Origin of the sequence: Paraburkholderia sp. FT54 (assembly GCF_031585635.1) — a bacterium.
Classification (GTDB): Bacteria; Pseudomonadota; Gammaproteobacteria; order Burkholderiales; family Burkholderiaceae; genus Paraburkholderia.
Genome location: NZ_CP134195.1, coordinates 3,767,605 through 3,785,344 on the forward strand (window position 1 = coordinate 3,767,605; position 17,740 = coordinate 3,785,344).

Here is a 17,740-nt window from a genome sequence, read left to right on the forward strand (position 1 = left end):
GGGTTGGAGACGGAATAAGCCATGGCCAAGCGGAATCAGGCGCGCGACGACGGGCAGGTGCAGGACCTACGCCCACGCCCGGTCAGGCTGACGAGCGACATGAGCCTGCCGAACCTATCGGCAGTCGAAATTGGCAGTTACATCGTGATGCTGTTCGGCATGTGGGCGGTCATCGAGCTTCGGCTGCTCGGCGCGTTGCTCGCCGGGCTGCTGGTGTTCCAACTGGTTCACACTATCGCGCCGCGCATCGAGCGCCACATGTCGAGCAAGCGGGCGCGTTGGCTCGCGGTGGTGTTCCTGGCTACGGTGATCGTGGGGGCGCTGACGGGGCTCACCCTCGGCATCATCGAGCATTTCGAGAACGACGTGCCGAGCGTGCAGAAGCTGCTCGACCAGGCTATGCAGCTGATCGACCAGGCGCGCGGGCGGATTCCGCAATTCGTTGCCAACTATCTGCCGGTCGATACCGAACAGATGAAGACCAAGGCGGCGGAGCTGATGCAGACGCACGCCAACATGCTGCAGCAAAGCGGCAAGACCGCAGCGCGTGCTTTCACGCATATCCTGATCGGCATGATCATCGGCGCGATCATCGCGGTCGGCGCGCAAAAGCATATGCAGCGGCTGCCCTTGTCCACGGCGTTCATCACGCGCGTGACCCGTTTCGCCGACGCGTTCCGCCGCATCGTGTTCGCCCAGGTGAAGATTTCCGCGATCAACGCGGTCTTCACAGGCATCTTCCTGCTGGTGATCCTGCCGATCTTCCACGACACGCTGCCGTTGTCGAAGACGCTGGTGCTGGTCACGTTCATCGTCGGCTTGCTGCCGGTGATCGGCAATCTGATCTCGAACACGATCATCGTCGCGGTGGCGCTCTCGGTGAGCTTTCCGGCGGCGATCATGTCGCTCGTGTTCCTGATCCTGATTCACAAGCTCGAGTACTTCCTGAATGCGCGCATCGTCGGCGGACAAATCGAGGCGCGCGCCTGGGAATTGCTGATCGCCATGCTCATCATGGAAGCCGCGTTCGGTCTTCCCGGCGTGGTCGCGGCGCCGATTTTCTATGCGTACATCAAGCGGGAGTTGATTTACTTGCGGCTGGTTTGAGGCTGCGGCGAGCGGTCTGGAATGTGGATCGGTGAATAAGCAGAAGCGGCACTTTCGGTGCCGCTTTTTTCATGCTCAAAAATCGATGCGCGCGTTCAATGACAACGTGCGCGGATCGCCCGGCGTCACATAGTCCGCGTATTGATGCTCCCAAGTTAAGTAGCCGTGCTGCTCGTAATTCGTATCACGCACGCCGCCGAGTACCGACCAGCGCTGCGTCAACTGGATCGTACCGTTCACGAACAACACTTTTTGCATGCGACATTTTGCCGCGCACACCACATTTACCCCGGCCGGAAACCTTGCCAGACGGGACTCTGTGGAGCGCTCGCAGACAGGAAGCTGTTGCTTCGCGACGCCACGCTTACGACAAACTTGCAGCGCGTGGCATGATTCCTTAAGATGCGAACAATTCCCATTTACACCAAACCTGTGTTGTGACACCTCGTTCGAATTACCGCTTCGTTCCACCGGCGCGTCCATGAGGCGGCAGCTTGTCCGCCTGCACCGTTGGTTCGGCGTCGCCACGGCGCTGTTTCTGTTCGTCGCCGGCCTGACCGGAGCGATCATCGCGTGGGACCACGAGCTCGATGCGGCGCTGAACCCGTCGTTCTTTAAAGCCCACACCGCCGGCCCGGCGTTGTCGGGCCTGGAACTGGCGCGCCGCGTGGAAGCCGCCGATCCACGTCTCCAGGTGACGTATCTGCCGCTGGCGGCCGAGCCAGGCCATACGCTGCAAATGATGGTGCTGCCTCGGGCCAACCCGGCCACGCAGAAACCCTACCCGCTCGATTTCAATCAGATCGCCGTCGACCCCGCCACCGGCGAGATTCAGGGCCGCCGCGAATGGGGCGTCGTCTCGCTCGCGCGGCTCAATCTGATCCCGTTCATCTACAAGCTCCACTACACGCTGCAACTACCGTTTACGGGCGGCGTCGACATCGGCACATGGTTGATGGGGATCGTCGGCATCGTCTGGTTGTTCGACAGCGTGATCGCGCTGTGGCTATCGTTTCCGAGCGGCAAGGCGTGGCGCAAGTCGTTCGCGTTCCGACTCGGGCGCGGCGGCTATGCGTTCACTTTCGATTTGCACCGCTCAGGCGGCGTGTGGATCTGGGAATTGCTGATGATCGTCGCGTTGACTTCGGTGTCGATGAATCTTTCTGCGCCGGTGGTGCGCCCAATCGTGTCGCTGTTCTCGACGCTCACGCCGGATCCGGTCAACAACCCTGAAATCCTGCGCGCTCCGCAACCGGGCGATACGGTATTAAGCCGCGAGCGCATCGTGCAACTGGCCGAGCAGGCCGGCAAGGCGCGCAACCTCAGCGTCGCGCCGGGCGGTATCTACTATGCGGAATTCCTGCACGCATACGGCGTCGGCTTCTACGCGACCGGCAACGATCACGGCGATTTCGGCCTCGGCAATCCGTGGATGTATTGGGACGCGGCCACCGGCAAGCAGCTCGGCGCGCAGATTCCCGGCAAGGGCACGGCGGGCGACATCTTCGTGCAGGTGCAATTCCCACTGCACTCGGGACGCATCCTCGGTCTTGGCGGACGGATTCTGATCAGCGCTGTCGGAATCGCGGTCGCCATGTTGAGCGCAACGGGACTGCTGATCTGGCTGAAGAAGCTGAACGCACGCCGCCGTTCGGCGCAAAACGCGAACCTCGCGCGTGACGCGGGCAGGTCCGCAGCGCGCTCCTAGTTTCAGGCAAAAGAGAAGGCGGCGCCGGAATCATCCGCACGCCGCCTTCTATCGCTGGCCCGCTACCAACGGCTTTTAGCTTAACGAAACACCACCGTCTTGCTGCCGTTCAACACGACGCGATGCTCCACGTGCCACTTCACCGCACGCGCCAGCGTCACGCATTCGACGTCGCGGCCGATCGCCGTGAGTTGCTCCGGCGTCATGCTGTGGTCGACCCGCTCTACTTCCTGCTCGATGATCGGACCTTCGTCGAGATCCGTCGTCACGTAATGAGCGGTCGCGCCGATCAGCTTCACGCCACGATCGAATGCCTGGTAATACGGCTTCGCGCCCTTGAAGCTCGGCAGGAACGAGTGATGAATGTTGATCGCGCGGCCAGCTAGCGCCTCGCACAGCTTCGGCGACAGAATCTGCATGTAGCGCGCGAGCACCACCAGGTCGGCTTGATGCTCGTCGATCACTTCGAGCACGCGCGCTTCCTGCGCGGCCTTCGCGTCGGGCGTGGCGCCCAGCAGCGGAAAGTGATGGAACGGAATGTCATAGCTGGCGGCGAGCTGATAGAACTCCTTGTGGTTCGAGATGATCGCCGGAATCTCGATACCCAACTGGCCGGTGCGATAGCGGAACAGCAGATCGTTCAGGCAATGGCCGATCTTCGACACCATGATCACCACGCGCGGCTTCACCGACGCATCGTGCAATTCCCAGCGCATGCCGAACTGTTCAGCGAGCGTCGTGAACGACGTGCGCAGCACCTCCAGACCCGGATCGCCGCCCACCTGCTGAAAATGCACGCGCATGAAGAACTCGCCGGTGCGGCTGTCGCCGAACTGCGCGGAGTCGAGAATATTGCTGCCACGCTCGAATAGAAAGCCCGACACGGCGTGAACGATGCCGGGCCGGTCGGCGCACGACAGTTTAAGGATAAAGCTGTGATCGGTCGACATGACCTGGGTGACTCCCTTCTTCAATGCGTGGTTTGTTCGGTGTGTCTGGTTCGGTGCAGCGTGTTTCGGCATGGTCGTTGCGCGTGCACCGATGCGGCGCTCAGGCGAATACCGGCGGCATGAACAAGGCCTCGATGCCGGCGCATGCGTCTTCATCGATCCAGCGGCGGCGCAGCAGGCAATCCAGTGTGGCCAGGCTTGCATCGACGGTCATGGCGCCCTCCTCGATCCAGCGCGCCGCTTCGTCGATGCGCGCGAGCCGGTGTTCACCCACTTCGCCGTCCTGATTGCGCGGCGCGAAATCGGCCGGCAGCGCGAGGTCGTAGATGAAGATCTGTTCGGCCTGCGTGCCTTCCGGCAGCGATTGCAGCACATGCGCGGTGCGGCCCGCCACGGCGTGGGCGGCAATCTCCTCGGGAATGCCGGCTTCTTCCCAGCACTCCTTGATGATCGTTTCCGCGACGCCGAAGCCCCAGCCGATCCCGCCCGCCACGACATTGTCGAGCATGCCCGGGTCGGTCGCCTTGGTGTCGCTGCGGCGCGCGATCCACAACTGCGGTGCGCCCTTCGACAATGCGCCATCCGCGTATTCTACGACGCCGTTCAGATGCACCGCGTAGGTCATCGTACCGAAGAAGCGCGATGCGGCGCGTTCGATATATGCGAGCGGCGGCGCATCGAACGCATTGCGGATCGCATAGGTCTCGTTGCGCCAGCCCGGAATGCGCCCTTCGGCGGCGAGCGCGCCGATCACGGAACCGAGCGCGGCGCTGCGTAAATCGACGGTATTGAACGTGTGCGCCAGCGTGACTCGGGCGCTGTCGAGGTCGAACACATCGGGCCAGCGCGCGAGCAGCGGCACATCGCTCGCGCGGATCCAGCCCACCTGTTCGGCGTCGATCCAGAACGGCACATACGCATGCACGTCGAAGCGGCGTGCGGCGGTGATGCAAGGCAAAGTCATCCAAAGCTCCAAACTAACTGTTTGCGGTTGCTGCCGATGCACGTCGGGCACCGTGTTGATCACCAACTCAATCGCGCAACGCGACACGAATCCCGATTGCAATGAACGTTGCGCCAGCCAGACGATCCAGCCACACGCCCACGCGCGGACGGCGCTTCAGCCAACCGCCGATCATCCCCGCGCACACGCCGAACAGTGAGAACACCACCACCGTCTGCAACATGAACAGCACGCCGAGTTCGAGCATCTGCAGCGTTACGCTCTGCGTGCCGTGCGGCTGCACGAACTGCGGCAGGAACACGACGAAGAACAACGTCACCTTCGGATTCAGCAGATTGCCGAGCACGCTTTGGCGAAACACCGCCATCAGCGGTTGCGGCGCGCGTTCGTGCGCGGTCGCGAGACCCTGGCTGCGCAGCGCCTTGATGCCGATCCAGATCAGATACGCGGCGCCGGCGAGTTTGATGACTTCAAACGCCACCGGCGACGAGCGCAACAATGCGGCCACGCCGAGCGCGGCCAGCGTCGTGTGAAACGTGATGCCGGCCGCAAAGCCGAGCGCCGCGACGAGTCCCGCCGCACGGCCCTGCGAGATACCGCGCGCGAGCACTTGCAGATTGTCCGGGCCGGGCGCCACGGTGATGGCGATAGAGGTGGCGAGAAACAGCAGGAAGTTGGGCATCGTTCTTACTTTCTTGTGGGCGAGAAGAAGAAGTTCACAGCGCGCGTGCGGCTTCGCGGCAGCTTTGCCGCGAGCGCTCAATGACCGTCGAATCCAGTCACCGTATAGAGCGCGAGGCCGCCGTCGCGCAACAGCTTCGAGCCGCCGAGTTCGGGCAGATCGATGATCGCCGCGCCTTCCACCACGACCGCGCCGAGGCGCTCGAGCAGAATCTTGCCGGCCATCATCGTGCCGCCGGTGGCGATCAGATCGTCGATGATCACGACGCGGTCGCCCGGCTTGCAGGCGTCCTCATGAATCTCGACGGTCGCGGTGCCGTATTCGAGCTCATACGATTGCGCGACCCGCTTGTAGGGCAGCTTGCCCGCCTTGCGGATCGGAATGAAACCGAGGTTCAGCTCATACGCGAGAATCGGCCCGATGATGAAACCGCGCGCGTCCAGCCCGGCAATGTAGTCGAGCCTGGCGTCGATATAACGCTGCACGAACAGATCGATCAGCACGCGCAACGACTTCGGCTCCTGCAGGAGCGGCGTGATATCGCGAAACTGCACGCCCGGCTGCGGCCAGTCGGGTACCGTGCGAATGTGGCTTTTGATGTAATCGGCCGCATCGAGCGGCGCGCTCGCGAGCGCGTTGGACATGATGTCTCCGGATGGACCTCGACAGGTCCGATGAAAAACTAAACCAGCGGCGGCCCGGCACGTGTGCGCCTTGCCGGGCGCAGGCGTCAGGCCGCGGCGGCGCCCGCGCGACGGTGCTTCGAAAGCCGTTCCTCGGCCTCCGCCAACTGTTCGGGCAGACCGCGCAGCACCACGATGTCGCTCGCGCGCAGCTTGGTGGACGGGTCCGGCTCGACGCCGCGAATGCCGTGCCGGCGAATCGCCGTCACTTCGACGCCTACATCGAACAGACCGAGTTCCGCGAGGGTACGGCCCACCGCGTCCGCGTTTTCGTCGACCGGCACCGATTGTAGCCGCACCTGTTCGTGGCCGTCGTCGTCCTCCACGTCGTCGGCGCCGTGGAAATAGCCGCGCAGCAGCGCGTAGCGTTCGTCGCGCATTTCCTCGACCCGGCGCACCACGCGCCGCATCGGCACGCCCATCACCACGAGCGTGTGCGAGGCGAGCATCAGACTGCCTTCGACGATTTCCGGAATCACTTCGGTCGCGCCCGCGGCCAGCAGCTTTTCCAGATCGGAATCGTCGACGGTACGAACGATCACCGGCAACGTGGGTTCCAGTTCGTGAATGTTGTGCAGCACGCGCAATGCCGACGGCGTGTTCGCGTAGGTAATCGCAATCGCCGCCGCGCGATGGATACCGGCGGCGAGCAACGACTCGCGCCGCCCGGCGTCACCGAACACGACCGATTCGCCCGCCGCCGCAGCCGCCGCGACACGGTCGGGATCCAGGTCGAGCGCGACGTACGACAAACCTTCGTGCTCCAGCATGCGCGCCAGGTTCTGCCCGGCCCGGCCGTAGCCGCAAATGATCACGTGGCCGCTTTGCTTGAGGCTCTGCGTGGCGATGCGCGTCATCTGCAACGACTGCATCATCCATTCAGTCGACGACAGCCGCAGCACGATGCGGTCCGCGTTCTGGATCATGAACGGCGCGGCCAGCATCGACAGCAGCATGGCCGCGAGAATCGCCTGCAGCATGGTGGCGTCGACGAGATGCTTGTCGAGAATCAGGTTCAGCAGCACGAAGCCGAACTCGCCCGCTTGCGCGAGGCCGATGCCGGTGCGCATCGCGACGCCCGGCGACGCGCCGAACAGCCGCGAGAGACCCGTCACCATGACCGCCTTCAGCAGAATCGGCCCGATCAGAAAGCCGAGCACGATCAGCGGATGCTCCCAGATCACGCGCGGATTGAGCAGCATGCCGGTGGTGATGAAGAAGAGCCCGAGCAGCACGTCGCGAAACGGCTTGATGTCCTCTTCCACTTGATGCCGGTACGGCGTCTCCGCGATCAACATGCCGGCGATGAACGCGCCGAGCGCGAGCGACAAGCCGAACTTGTCCGTGATGAACGCGCAGCCCAGCGTCACCAGCAGCAGATTGAGAATGAACAGTTCCTGCGAACGGCGGCGCGCCACCACGTTGAACCAGCGCGTCATGAAACGCTGGCCCACGATCAACAGCAGCGACAGAGCCACGACGATCTTGATGGCCGCCACGCCGAGCGCGCTGACGAGATCTTCGGAGTTGCCGCCCAGCGCCGCGATGACGATGAGCAGCGGCACCACCGCCAGATCCTGAAACAGCAGCACGCCGAAGATATTGCGACCGTGCTCGGTCTCGATCTCGAGCCGCTCCGCCAGCATCTTGCTGACGATCGCCGTCGACGACATGGCAAGCGCGCCGCCAAGCGCCACGCTCGCTTGCCACCTGATGTGCACCCAGCGCTCCAGCAGGAAGCCGAGCGTGACCGCCACCACGATCGTGCCGATCACCTGCAACAGGCCGAGGCCGAACACGAGCCGGCGCATCGACCGCAATTTGGCGAGCGAAAACTCCAGCCCGATCGAAAACATCAGGAACACCACGCCGAACTCGGCGAGGTTCTGCGCGCCCTGCGAGTCGGGAATCAGACCGAACGCATGCGGACCGACGACGATGCCCACCGTCAGATAGCCAAGCATCGGCGGAAGATTCAGAAAGCGAAAGATCACCACGCCCGCTACCGATGCAAGCAGCAGGAACAGCGTCATTTCGAGGGGGGAAATCATCGGCAAAAACGCATCGGCAAAGCGTCCTCGTTCGTCAGCGGAACCGCGCACGCAAAGCGCCGTGGGACAAGGTTGAGGGGCCGGTAAAGGCAGCAATAGAGTCAGCGGCTTGGCACGGCAGGCCCGGCGCGGCGAACAAGCGCCTTTGCTATACTTCGCGAATGATAGCGAAAATCAATGGCGACCGGGCACTCGCGCTCGCTCGCGACGTGCTCGACATCGAAGCGGACGCCGTGCGCGCGCTTCGCGATCAACTCGACGATGGTTTCGTCGGGGCGGTCGACTTCATCCTGGGTTGCCGTGGGCGCGTGGTCGTTTCCGGCATCGGCAAATCCGGCCACGTGGCCCGCAAGCTCGCAGCCACGCTCGCCAGCACCGGCACGCCGGCGTTCTTCGTGCATCCCGCGGAAGCCAGTCATGGCGACCTCGGCATGGTGACCGCCGACGACGTGTTCCTCGCGCTCTCCAATTCCGGTGAAACCGAAGAACTCGTGGCGATCCTGCCGCTCATCAAGCGGCTCGGCGCGAAGCTGATTGCCATGACCGGCCGTCCGTCTTCGAGTCTCGCACAACTGGCCGACGTGCACCTGAATTCCGGCGTGTCGAAAGAAGCCTGCCCGATGAATCTCGCGCCCACCGCCAGCACCACCGCCGCGCTCGCGCTCGGCGACGCGCTCGCGGTCGCGGTGCTCGACGCGCGTGGCTTCGGCCGCGACGACTTCGCGCGCTCGCATCCGGGCGGCGCGCTCGGCCGGCGTCTGCTCACTTATGTCCGCGACGTGATGCGCACCGGCGACCAGGTGCCGAAGGTCACGCCCGACGCCACCGTGCGCGACGCGCTGTTTCAATTGACCGCCAAGCGCATGGGCATGACCGCGATCGTCGATCAGGACGAGCGCGTCGCCGGCATCTTCACCGACGGCGATTTGCGCCGCGTGCTCGAACGCGACGGCGATTTCCGCGAACTGTCGATCGCCTCGGTCATGACCGCCGGCCCGCGCACCATCGGTCCGGATCAACTCGCGGTGGAAGCCGTGGAACTGATGGAGCGCCACCGCATCAATCAGATGCTGGTCGTCGACGAAGCAGGCAAGCTGATCGGCGCACTCAACATGCACGACCTGTTCTCGAAGAAGGTGATCTGATGGCCATCGCTCCTCCCATCGCTCCTCCCACCGCGACCGAACGCGCAAGCCGCGTCAAGCTGATGATTTTCGACGTGGACGGCGTGCTGACCGACGGCGGTCTGCTGTTCACGGCGGAAGGCGACACGATGAAGGGCTTCAACTCGATGGACGGCCACGGCATGAAGCTGCTGCGCCAGGCCGGCATCGAAACCGCGCTCATCACCGGGCGCAAGTCGGGCATCGTGGCTGCGCGGGCAAAGGAAATGAACATCACGCACGTCTATCAGGGCGTGCAGGACAAACCTCAGGCGTTCGCCGACCTGTTGCAGCAAACCGGCATGAAGGCCGAAGAATGCGGCTACATGGGCGACGACTGGGTCGATCTCGCCGTGATGCTGAAGGTCGGCTTCGCGGCCGCGCCGGCCAACTCGCATCCCGAGGTGATCGCGCGGGCCCACTGGGTCAGCGAGGCGCGCGGCGGCCACGGCGCGGCGCGTGAAGTTGTCGATACGCTGCTGCGCGCGCAGCACAAGTACGAGGCGCTGCTCGCGGCCGCCTGTAGCGGCGAACAGCGGGGCCTCGTCGGATGAACCAGTTTCGCCTGACTTCACTGATTCCGCTGGTCGCGATGGCCGCGCTCGCCGGTATCACGTGGTGGCTGCTGCAAGCCACCCTGCCCCGGCAGAACGAAGGCGTGGTGCGTCCCAAGGAACACACGCCGGACTACTTCGCCGACAACTTCTCGGTGTCCGAACTCGATCAGTCGGGCTCCACGCAATACCGGCTCACCGCCCAGTCGCTGATCCATTACGAAGACGACGAGCTGAGCGACCTGGTCAAACCGGCCATGCGCGCATTCCAGCCGGGCAAGCCGATCGTCACCGCCACCGGCGATACCGGCAAGGTGAACGGCGACGCCTCCATCGTCGATCTGTACGACAACGCGCGCATCGTGCGGGCGCCCGGTTACGGAGATCCGCAGATGCAAGCGGATTCGCAGCATTTTAGGGTGCTGGTCAACGACGATGTGATCAAGACTGAAAAGCCGGTTAAACTTCAGCGCGGCATGTCGGTGATGACTGCCAGCGGCATGAACTACAACAACGTCACCCGGGTGATGCAGCTGTTCGGCAACGTGAAAGGCAACATCGCCCCGTCCGAAGCAGGCGGCAGTTCGCCCAAGCAACCCGGGTAATCCATTCCAGGCGTGACTGCATGAACGAATCGTTCCCCCGTTTTGATACCGGCCGCACGCGCACCCTGTCCGCGTGCCGCGCCGGACTCGCTGTGCTGGTCGTCGCGTTGCCGCTCGCCGGCTTCGCGCCGCTCGCGCACGCGGACCGTGCCGACAAGGACAAGCCGCTGAACATCGAAGCGGACAACATGACTTACGACGACCTCAAGCAGGTCAACATTTTCACCGGCCATGTGGTCGCCACCAAAGGCACGATCGTGATCAAGGCCGACCGTGTCGAAGTGACGCAAGACCCGCAGGGCTATCAGTACGCCACCGGCACGTCGAGCGGCGGCAACCTGTCGTATTTCCGCCAGAAACGCGAAGGACTCGACGAGTACATCGAAGGCACGGCCATTCGGATCGACTACGACGGCAAGCAGGATCTGACCACGCTCACCACCAACGCCACGGTGAAACGCCTGCAGGGCCTCTCCACGGTGATGGACCAGGTGCACGGCAGCGTCGTTACGTATGACGGTCAGAACGACTTCTACACCGCGAAGGCAGGCAAGGACGTTGCCGGCCCAGGCAATCCGACCGGCCGGGTGCGCGCCATGCTGTCGCCGCGCAACGGCGGCGCGGCGCCGCTGAGCGGCGCGTCGGCCACGCTCGCGCCGTCGACGACGATTCAGGGAGCGCCGAACCAGTGAGCACCTCAGCGTCCCTTCCCAACCGCAAGCCGGCCGGCACCAGCAGTTCACTGGTGGTGCGCAACCTGAAGAAGCGTTATGGCTCGCGCACGGTCGTCAAAGACGTGTCGCTCGACGTGAAAAGCGGCGAAGTGGTCGGTCTGCTCGGCCCGAACGGCGCGGGCAAGACCACTTCGTTTTATATGATCGTCGGCCTTGTGCCGCTCGACGCGGGCGAGATCGATCTGGACGGCAAGTCGATCAGCCTGCTGCCGATCCACAAGCGCGCTTCACTCGGTTTGTCGTATCTGCCGCAGGAAGCTTCGGTGTTCCGCAAGCTCAGCGTCGAAGAAAACATTCGTGCGGTGCTGGAATTGCAGCACGAAGACAACGGCAAGCGGCTCAGCAAGGACACCATCACGAACCGCACGGAAGCCTTGCTCGACGAGCTGCAGATCGCTCACTTGCGTGAGAATCCGGCGCTGTCGTTGTCGGGCGGCGAGCGACGCCGGGTTGAGATTGCCCGGGCATTGGCCACCAATCCGAGCTTTATTCTGCTCGACGAACCGTTCGCCGGCGTCGACCCGATCGCCGTGCTGGAAATTCAGAAGATCGTTAAATTTCTGAAGCAACGCAATATCGGCGTGCTGATCACCGACCACAACGTGCGCGAGACGCTCGGCATCTGCGATCACGCCTACATCATCAGCGACGGCAGCGTGCTGGCGGCCGGCGCGCCAAGCGAAATCATCGAAAACGAAAGCGTGCGGCGCGTCTATCTGGGCGAGCACTTCCGCATGTAAGCGCATGAGGGATTACCGGCAGTGCGAGCGCGCACCCGCCGGCCCCTATGCGGCAACCGCACATCCGTATTTTTCTACTTGGGCCGTTTCGCGCCCGTCGCCGCCTGAAACAGGCGCACGCGTAATTGCGAATGTCGCAAGGTATCGCGGTCGTGGCAAACTCTCTACAATGAATCTCAACTTGCCATGAAAGCCAGCCTCCAACTCCGCCTATCGCAGCATCTTGCGCTGACGCCGCAACTGCAGCAGTCCATCCGGCTGCTTCAGTTGTCTACGCTCGAATTGCAGCAGGAAGTCGCAATGGCGATCTCGCAGAATCCACTCCTCGAAAACGAGGACGACTGGATCGCGAGCCCGTTGCGCGTGGCGGCCGACGGCTCCCTGATCGCCCAGGCGCCCAACTCTTCCGCGCCCTCCGACCAGATGGGCGGCAATACGTCGTCATCGTCCAGCAGCAGCGAGCGCGCCGAGAACGGCGAGCCGCAGGGCGTCGACGAATACAACGGGCTGGCCGGCGACAGTAACGGCGACGCGTCGCAATGGAATCTCGACGACTACGGCCGCTCCGGCAACGCCTCCGACGACGACGATCTGCCGCCGCTGCAAATCCACGAATCGAGCACTTCGCTGCGCGACCACCTGATGGCGCAATTGCGCGTCACCCAGGCGGGCCAGCGCGACCGTGCGCTGATCACCTTCCTGATCGAATCCCTCGACGACGACGGCTACCTGGCCGCCACGCTCGAAGAAGTACTGGCCGATCTGCCCGAAGAACTCGAGGTCGACCTCGACGAAATGAATGCCGCGCTGGCGCTGCTGCATAGTTTCGACCCGGCCGGGGTCGGCGCGCGCTCCGCGTCGGAATGCCTCAAGCTGCAATTGTTGCGGCTCGATGCCTCGCCCACGCGCACACTCGCGTTGGACATCGTCGCCCACCATCTGGAACTGCTGGCGGCGCGCGATTTCACGCGCTTGCGCAAGCATCTGAAGGCCAACGACGACGACCTGCGCGACGCGCATGTGCTCATCCGCTCGCTCGAACCGTTTCCCGGCGCCGCCTACGGCAAGGCCGAAGCAGACTATGTCGTGCCGGACATCATGGTGCGCAAAACGGCACAGGGCTGGCAGGCCGAGCTGAACCCGGAAGTGGTGCCCAAGCTGCGAATCAACCACCTTTACGCGAATATTCTGCGTAATAACCGGGGCGATCCGGGCAGCGGTTCGTTGCGCCAGCAACTGCAGGAAGCGCGCTGGCTGATCAAAAATATCCAGCAACGTTTCGAGACCATCCTCCGTGTGGCGCAGGCGATTGTCGAGCGTCAAAAGAGCTTTTTTGTGCACGGCGAAATTGCCATGCGCCCCTTGGTTTTGCGGGAAATTGCTGATACGCTGGGCCTACACGAGTCAACTGTCTCGCGTGTGACAACCGGTAAATACATGCTGACCCCATTCGGGACGCTTGAATTTAAGTACTTCTTCGGATCACACGTTTCGACTGACACGGGCGGCGCGGCGTCTTCAACGGCGATCCGCGCGCTCATCAAGCAACTGATAGGAGCGGAAAACCCGAAATCTCCTCTTTCAGACAGTCGCATAGCCGAACTGCTGGCGGAACAGGGCTTCGTGGTCGCACGGCGTACCGTTGCGAAGTATCGTGAAGCGCTCAAGATCCCGGCAGTGAACCTGCGCAAGTCTCTGTAGCCCGTCGCCTTCCGCGGCGGGCATTTACCGGCCGCTCCGCAGTTGGCGGACAGGCCGGCCGATGCGACCTGCCAGAAGTCAGTCACCGGGGGGCGACTCAGGCAAGCCGACAGATCGACCGGACCTTCGTCATCGTGCGGACCAAGCGGCCATTAGCTTGGAGAAGCACTATGAATCTGCAGATCAGTGGACACCACCTCGAAGTAACGCCTGCGTTGCGCGAATACGTGATCACCAAACTGGATAGGGTGCTAAGACATTTCGATCAGGTAATCGACGGCAGTGTGGTCCTCTCGGTCGACAACCACAAGGAAAAGGAAAAGCGTCAAAAGGTTGAAATCAACCTGCATCTCAAGGGCAAGGACATCTTTGTCGAGAGCTGTGACAGCGACCTGTACGCTGCGATCGATCTGATGATCGACAAGCTTGACCGGCAAGTCATTCGCCATAAGGATCGTCTGCAAGGCCATGCGCATGAAGCGATCAAGTATCAACCGGCGCCGCAACTAGATGTGCCGCCGCAATAGAGGAAATTAGAGGATTTTCTTCGTTAGATCTTCGTTTTCTCTTACCAGCGAAACCGCCCGGAACCGGGCGGTTTTTTGTTTCCGGACACCGCTTCTCGCGCGCCGTCGCGGCAAGTGCCGCTGCTTCAATTGAACTCAATACGCATTGATGGCGCGCCGCACCATCCGTGGCTACCCTGTTCTATAATGTTCCGGTTACCATCGGGGTCAGGTAAGCTCACGTGGAAGTCGGCTGGCCGGAGTCCTGCGCTTTCGGACTCCAACGCACGTCGCCGCAAGCATCAAACGAATGGAACGCCACTCAAACGCCCCAGCGAGGAGAACCCAGGCCACGTTTTCGCCTGTCAACATGAATCGTTTAGCCAAATTTCTTCCCCTCGAGAACGTCGTCGTCGGACTATCGGTCACCAGCAAGAAACGTGTGTTCGAGCAAGCGGGCCTGATCTTCGAGAACCAGAACGGCATCGCCCGTAGCACGGTCACTGACAATCTGTTCGCGCGCGAGCGCCTCGGATCGACTGGCCTCGGTGAAGGCGTGGCGATTCCGCATGGCCGGATCAAAGGCTTGAAGCAGCCGCTCGCCGCATTCGTCCGTCTTGCCGAACCCATCCCCTTCGAATCGCCCGACGGTCAGCCGGTCTCGCTGCTCATCTTCCTGCTCGTGCCCGAACAGGCCACTCAACAGCACCTCGAAATCCTTTCGGAAATCGCGCAGTTGCTGTCCGACCGCGAAGCCCGCGAGCGCCTGCATACGGAAGAAGACCGCGAATCATTGCATCGCCTGCTCACTCAGTGGCAACCTTGATGCATCGGCGGTTATCCGCACGCCGGTGATCCGCGCGCACGCGGATACCGTCTGGCAAGGTAAGCGGCCCGCGCTAGCGCGGCCGTTGCTTTGTCCGGCAAGCGGCCCACACTGGAGTCACTGACTCATGGATACGTCCAGCATCAACGCCCAAAGCATTTTCGACGATAACGCAGCCATGCTGAAGCTCAGCTGGCTGACGGGGCATGAAGGCTGGGAGCGCGGCTTTTCTTCGGAATCGGTCGCCAATGCCACGTCGAGCGCCGACCTCGTCGGTCACTTGAACCTGATCCACCCGAACCGGATCCAGGTGCTCGGCGACGCCGAAATCGACTACTACAAGCGCCAAACCGACGAAGACCGCTCGCGCCACATGGCCGAGCTGATCGCGTTGGAGCCGCCGTTTCTGGTGGTGGCGGGCGGCGTCGCCGCGCCGCCCGAACTGGTCCTGCGCTGCACGCGCTCGTCAACGCCGCTGTTTACCACGCCGATGTCCGCCGCTGCGGTGATCGACAGCCTGCGCCTGTACATGTCGCGCATTCTGGCGCCGCGCGCCACGCTGCATGGCGTGTTTCTCGACATCCTCGGCATGGGTGTGCTGCTCACCGGCGACTCCGGCCTCGGCAAGAGCGAACTCGGCCTGGAACTGATCAGCCGCGGCCACGGCCTGGTTGCCGACGACGCGGTGGATTTCGTGCGCCTCGGTCCCGACTTCGTCGAAGGGCGTTGTCCGCCGTTGCTGCAAAACCTGCTGGAAGTGCGCGGCCTTGGCCTGCTCGATATCAAGACCATTTTCGGTGAAACCGCGGTGCGCCGAAAAATGAAGCTCAAGCTGATCGTGCAACTGGTCCGCCGTCCTGATGGCGAATTCCAACGCCTGCCGCTTGAGAGCCAGACCGTCGACGTGCTCGGCCTGCCGATCAGCAAGGTCACGATTCAGGTGGCTGCCGGCCGAAATCTCGCCGTGCTGGTGGAAGCCGCGGTGCGCAACACGATCCTGCAACTGCGCGGTATCGACACCCTGCGCGACTTCATGGATCGCCAGCGCCTGGCCATGCAGGACCCCGACAGCCAGTTTCCAGGCAAACTGATCTGAGTCCGCAAGAGCGTGCCGTGCCCGCAGGCACCGGCAGGCCGCGGGTACACGCACGGAGACCAGATGCTATGATGAACTGTACGGTTTTGACGACTCCATGCGCATAATCCTGATCACCGGTATATCCGGCTCCGGCAAATCAGTTGCCCTGAACGCGCTTGAAGACGCAGGCTATTACTGCGTCGACAACCTGCCGCCGCGTTTCCTGCCGCAACTGGCTTCCTATCTCGCCGAGGACGGGCAAGATCGCCTCGCGGTCGCGATCGACGCGCGTTCGAGCGCCTCGCTCGATGAAATGCCCGCCATGATCCGCGACCTGTCGCGTGCCCACGACGTGCGCGTACTGTTCCTGAACGCGAGCACGCAGTCGCTGATTCAGCGCTTCTCGGAAACGCGCCGCCGCCATCCGCTGTCCGGCTCCACTTCGCACGACGCCGACGTCGGCCTGCTCACCTCGCTTGCGGAAGCGATCGAACGCGAACGTGAACTGGTGGCAGGGCTGGCCGAATTCGGCCATCAGATCGACACCAGCAATCTGCGCGCAAACGTGCTGCGCGCATGGGTCAAGCGCTTCATCGAACAGAAAGATTCGGGGCTCGTGCTGATGTTCGAGTCGTTCGGCTTCAAGCGCGGTGTGCCGCTCGACGCGGATTTCGTGTTCGACGTCCGCACCTTGCCGAACCCGTACTACGATCATGAATTGCGGCCGCTCACGGGCCTCGACAAACCGGTGATCGACTTTCTCGATGCACTGCCGGTCGTGCATGAAATGATCGACGACATCGAGAACTTTCTGGCCAAGTGGCTCCCGCATTTCCGCGACGACAACCGTAGTTATCTGACCGTCGCGATCGGTTGCACGGGCGGCCAACACCGTTCGGTATTCATTGCGGAGACGCTCGCCGCGCGTCTCGCATCGTCGGCGAATGTCATTGTGCGGCACCGCGATGCGCCGGTCGAAACCGGCGAATCATCGAAGTTAGTGGCTTAACCGGCCGCGTCGCGCGGCCTCAACTCGAAGCGTTGCGCCATGTCTTCTACTACTGTGCTTGCCGATGTGCCGCTGTTTCCGCTGCATACGGTGCTGTTTCCCGATGGACTGCTGCCGCTGAAGATTTTCGAAGCACGCTACCTCGACATGGCGCGCGACTGTTTGCGCGAGAAAACGCCGTTCGGCGTGTGCCTGCTGAAAAGCGGCGCGGAAGTGGCACGCGAAGAAGAGCCTTCGGTGCCCGAAGCAATCGGCTGTCTTGCTGAAATCGACGAGTGCGACGTCGAAGCCTTCGGCATGCTGCTGATTCGCGCACGCGGCACGCGGCGTTTTCGCCTGCTGTCGCATCGCGTCGAATCGAGTGGCTTGCTGGTCGGCATGGCGGAACCGCTCGGCGAGGACATGCCGCTCGAAGGCAACGAGCAGCTGGCCAAGTTCGGCGCATGCGCGGAAGTGCTCGAACGCATCATCGCGACGATCCGCGAGCGGGATCCGGAAAGTTTGCCGTTCGCGGAACCGTTCAGGCTCGAGGATCCGTCCTGGGTGTCGAACCGTCTTGCCGAAGTGCTGCCGATCGCGCTGCGTGCTCGCCAGAAACTGATGGAGTTGCTGGACGCCGGCGCGCGGATCGACGTGGTTCATCACTACATGCAGCAGCATCAGCTGCTTTGACGGCGGC

General features: G+C 62.8%; 19 protein-coding genes. 13 read left to right on the forward strand and 6 right to left on the reverse strand.

Annotated features, from left to right (window positions below; genetic code table 11):
• Nucleotides 1-21 precede the first annotated feature (21 nt).
• Entirely contained in the window at nt 22-1,107 is a 1,086-nt protein-coding gene (locus tag RI103_RS17280) for an AI-2E family transporter (RefSeq protein WP_310813126.1), read from the forward strand.
• Between the two features lie 75 nt (nt 1,108-1,182).
• On the opposite strand, the gene RI103_RS17285 is transcribed toward RI103_RS17280, so the two are convergent.
• Entirely contained in the window at nt 1,183-1,365 is a 183-nt protein-coding gene (locus RI103_RS17285; RefSeq protein WP_310815288.1) for a hypothetical protein, read from the reverse strand.
• Nucleotides 1,366-1,588: 223 nt separating this feature from the next.
• Here RI103_RS17285 and RI103_RS17290 point away from each other — a divergent pair, with 223 nt between their 5' ends.
• Nucleotides 1,589-2,815: a PepSY-associated TM helix domain-containing protein gene (locus RI103_RS17290; protein ID WP_310813127.1), complete on the forward strand. Its 1,227-nt coding sequence runs from the start codon at nt 1,589-1,591 to the stop codon at nt 2,813-2,815.
• 80 nt (nt 2,816-2,895) lie between these two features.
• Here the strand turns inward: RI103_RS17290 and purU are convergent, their stop codons facing one another.
• From purU to RI103_RS17315, 5 genes are all read right to left on the reverse strand, one after another.
• Nucleotides 2,896-3,765 carry a formyltetrahydrofolate deformylase gene (purU, locus tag RI103_RS17295; protein ID WP_310813128.1) on the reverse strand — a complete coding sequence of 290 codons (870 nt, stop codon included), beginning with the start codon at nt 3,763-3,765 and terminating at the stop codon, nt 2,896-2,898.
• 100 nt (nt 3,766-3,865) lie between these two features.
• Nucleotides 3,866-4,729 carry a DUF4743 domain-containing protein gene (locus RI103_RS17300; protein ID WP_310813129.1) on the reverse strand — a complete coding sequence of 288 codons (864 nt, stop codon included), beginning with the start codon at nt 4,727-4,729 and terminating at the stop codon, nt 3,866-3,868.
• A gap of 67 nt (nt 4,730-4,796) precedes the next feature.
• Entirely contained in the window at nt 4,797-5,411 is a 615-nt protein-coding gene (locus tag RI103_RS17305; protein WP_310813130.1) for a LysE family translocator, read from the reverse strand.
• 77 nt (nt 5,412-5,488) lie between these two features.
• On the reverse strand, nt 5,489-6,055 hold the full coding sequence (locus tag RI103_RS17310; protein WP_310813131.1) for an adenine phosphoribosyltransferase: 567 nt from the start codon (nt 6,053-6,055) through the stop codon (nt 5,489-5,491).
• Between the two features lie 86 nt (nt 6,056-6,141).
• Nucleotides 6,142-8,145: a cation:proton antiporter gene (locus RI103_RS17315; protein WP_310813132.1), complete on the reverse strand. Its 2,004-nt coding sequence runs from the start codon at nt 8,143-8,145 to the stop codon at nt 6,142-6,144.
• 161 nt (nt 8,146-8,306) lie between these two features.
• Here RI103_RS17315 and kdsD point away from each other — a divergent pair, with 161 nt between their 5' ends.
• The 11 genes from kdsD to RI103_RS17370 all read left to right on the forward strand — a co-directional run bounded on the left by kdsD (nt 8,307) and on the right by RI103_RS17370 (nt 17,733).
• Complete coding sequence (gene kdsD, locus RI103_RS17320; RefSeq protein WP_310813133.1) at nt 8,307-9,290, forward strand: arabinose 5-phosphate isomerase KdsD; 984 nt, start codon at nt 8,307-8,309, stop codon at nt 9,288-9,290.
• Nucleotides 9,290-9,862, forward strand: coding sequence for an HAD family hydrolase (locus RI103_RS17325; RefSeq protein ID WP_310813134.1), 573 nt, complete (start codon nt 9,290-9,292; stop codon nt 9,860-9,862). Before kdsD ends, RI103_RS17325 begins: the two co-directional genes overlap by 1 nt.
• Entirely contained in the window at nt 9,859-10,467 is a 609-nt protein-coding gene (gene lptC / locus RI103_RS17330) for an LPS export ABC transporter periplasmic protein LptC (protein WP_310813135.1), read from the forward strand. The genes RI103_RS17325 and lptC overlap by 4 nt, the downstream gene beginning before the upstream one ends.
• A 20-nt stretch (nt 10,468-10,487) precedes the next feature.
• Entirely contained in the window at nt 10,488-11,159 is a 672-nt protein-coding gene (gene lptA / locus RI103_RS17335; protein WP_310813136.1) for a lipopolysaccharide transport periplasmic protein LptA, read from the forward strand.
• The gene (gene lptB, locus RI103_RS17340; RefSeq protein ID WP_310813137.1) at nt 11,156-11,941 is read left to right on the forward strand and encodes an LPS export ABC transporter ATP-binding protein; all 786 of its coding nucleotides are present in this window, start codon (nt 11,156-11,158) and stop codon (nt 11,939-11,941) included. Before lptA ends, lptB begins: the two co-directional genes overlap by 4 nt.
• A gap of 186 nt (nt 11,942-12,127) precedes the next feature.
• The gene (locus tag RI103_RS17345) at nt 12,128-13,642 is read left to right on the forward strand and encodes an RNA polymerase factor sigma-54 (protein ID WP_310813138.1); all 1,515 of its coding nucleotides are present in this window, start codon (nt 12,128-12,130) and stop codon (nt 13,640-13,642) included.
• 170 nt (nt 13,643-13,812) lie between these two features.
• Complete coding sequence (gene hpf / locus RI103_RS17350; RefSeq protein WP_106282113.1) at nt 13,813-14,169, forward strand: ribosome hibernation-promoting factor, HPF/YfiA family; 357 nt, start codon at nt 13,813-13,815, stop codon at nt 14,167-14,169.
• 289 nt (nt 14,170-14,458) lie between these two features.
• Nucleotides 14,459-14,974: a PTS sugar transporter subunit IIA gene (locus tag RI103_RS17355; RefSeq protein ID WP_012431657.1), complete on the forward strand. Its 516-nt coding sequence runs from the start codon at nt 14,459-14,461 to the stop codon at nt 14,972-14,974.
• 127 nt (nt 14,975-15,101) lie between these two features.
• On the forward strand, nt 15,102-16,070 hold the full coding sequence (gene hprK / locus RI103_RS17360) for an HPr(Ser) kinase/phosphatase (protein ID WP_012431656.1): 969 nt from the start codon (nt 15,102-15,104) through the stop codon (nt 16,068-16,070).
• 97 nt (nt 16,071-16,167) lie between these two features.
• Nucleotides 16,168-17,061: an RNase adapter RapZ gene (gene rapZ / locus RI103_RS17365; protein ID WP_310813139.1), complete on the forward strand. Its 894-nt coding sequence runs from the start codon at nt 16,168-16,170 to the stop codon at nt 17,059-17,061.
• 39 nt (nt 17,062-17,100) lie between these two features.
• Nucleotides 17,101-17,733, forward strand: a complete 633-nt coding sequence (locus RI103_RS17370; RefSeq protein WP_310813140.1) for an LON peptidase substrate-binding domain-containing protein — start codon at nt 17,101-17,103, stop codon at nt 17,731-17,733.
• Nucleotides 17,734-17,740: the final 7 nt, after the last annotated feature.

Excerpts from the sequence above, each read along its gene's own strand:
- RI103_RS17280 (WP_310813126.1), top strand. The coding sequence starts at position 22 with ATGGCCAAGCGGAATCAGGCGCGCGACGACGGGCAGGTGCAGGACCTA.
- RI103_RS17285 (WP_310815288.1), bottom strand. The coding sequence starts at position 1,365 with ATGCAAAAAGTGTTGTTCGTGAACGGTACGATCCAGTTGACGCAGCGC.
- RI103_RS17290 (WP_310813127.1), top strand. The coding sequence starts at position 1,589 with ATGAGGCGGCAGCTTGTCCGCCTGCACCGTTGGTTCGGCGTCGCCACG.
- purU (WP_310813128.1), bottom strand. The coding sequence starts at position 3,765 with ATGTCGACCGATCACAGCTTTATCCTTAAACTGTCGTGCGCCGACCGG.
- RI103_RS17300 (WP_310813129.1), bottom strand. The coding sequence starts at position 4,729 with ATGACTTTGCCTTGCATCACCGCCGCACGCCGCTTCGACGTGCATGCG.
- RI103_RS17305 (WP_310813130.1), bottom strand. The coding sequence starts at position 5,411 with ATGCCCAACTTCCTGCTGTTTCTCGCCACCTCTATCGCCATCACCGTG.
- RI103_RS17310 (WP_310813131.1), bottom strand. The coding sequence starts at position 6,055 with ATGTCCAACGCGCTCGCGAGCGCGCCGCTCGATGCGGCCGATTACATC.
- RI103_RS17315 (WP_310813132.1), bottom strand. The coding sequence starts at position 8,145 with ATGATTTCCCCCCTCGAAATGACGCTGTTCCTGCTGCTTGCATCGGTA.
- kdsD (WP_310813133.1), top strand. The coding sequence starts at position 8,307 with ATGATAGCGAAAATCAATGGCGACCGGGCACTCGCGCTCGCTCGCGAC.
- RI103_RS17325 (WP_310813134.1), top strand. The coding sequence starts at position 9,290 with ATGGCCATCGCTCCTCCCATCGCTCCTCCCACCGCGACCGAACGCGCA.
- lptC (WP_310813135.1), top strand. The coding sequence starts at position 9,859 with ATGAACCAGTTTCGCCTGACTTCACTGATTCCGCTGGTCGCGATGGCC.
- lptA (WP_310813136.1), top strand. The coding sequence starts at position 10,488 with ATGAACGAATCGTTCCCCCGTTTTGATACCGGCCGCACGCGCACCCTG.
- RI103_RS17345 (WP_310813138.1), top strand. The coding sequence starts at position 12,128 with ATGAAAGCCAGCCTCCAACTCCGCCTATCGCAGCATCTTGCGCTGACG.
- hpf (WP_106282113.1), top strand. The coding sequence starts at position 13,813 with ATGAATCTGCAGATCAGTGGACACCACCTCGAAGTAACGCCTGCGTTG.
- RI103_RS17355 (WP_012431657.1), top strand. The coding sequence starts at position 14,459 with ATGGAACGCCACTCAAACGCCCCAGCGAGGAGAACCCAGGCCACGTTT.
- hprK (WP_012431656.1), top strand. The coding sequence starts at position 15,102 with ATGGATACGTCCAGCATCAACGCCCAAAGCATTTTCGACGATAACGCA.
- rapZ (WP_310813139.1), top strand. The coding sequence starts at position 16,168 with ATGCGCATAATCCTGATCACCGGTATATCCGGCTCCGGCAAATCAGTT.
- RI103_RS17370 (WP_310813140.1), top strand. The coding sequence starts at position 17,101 with ATGTCTTCTACTACTGTGCTTGCCGATGTGCCGCTGTTTCCGCTGCAT.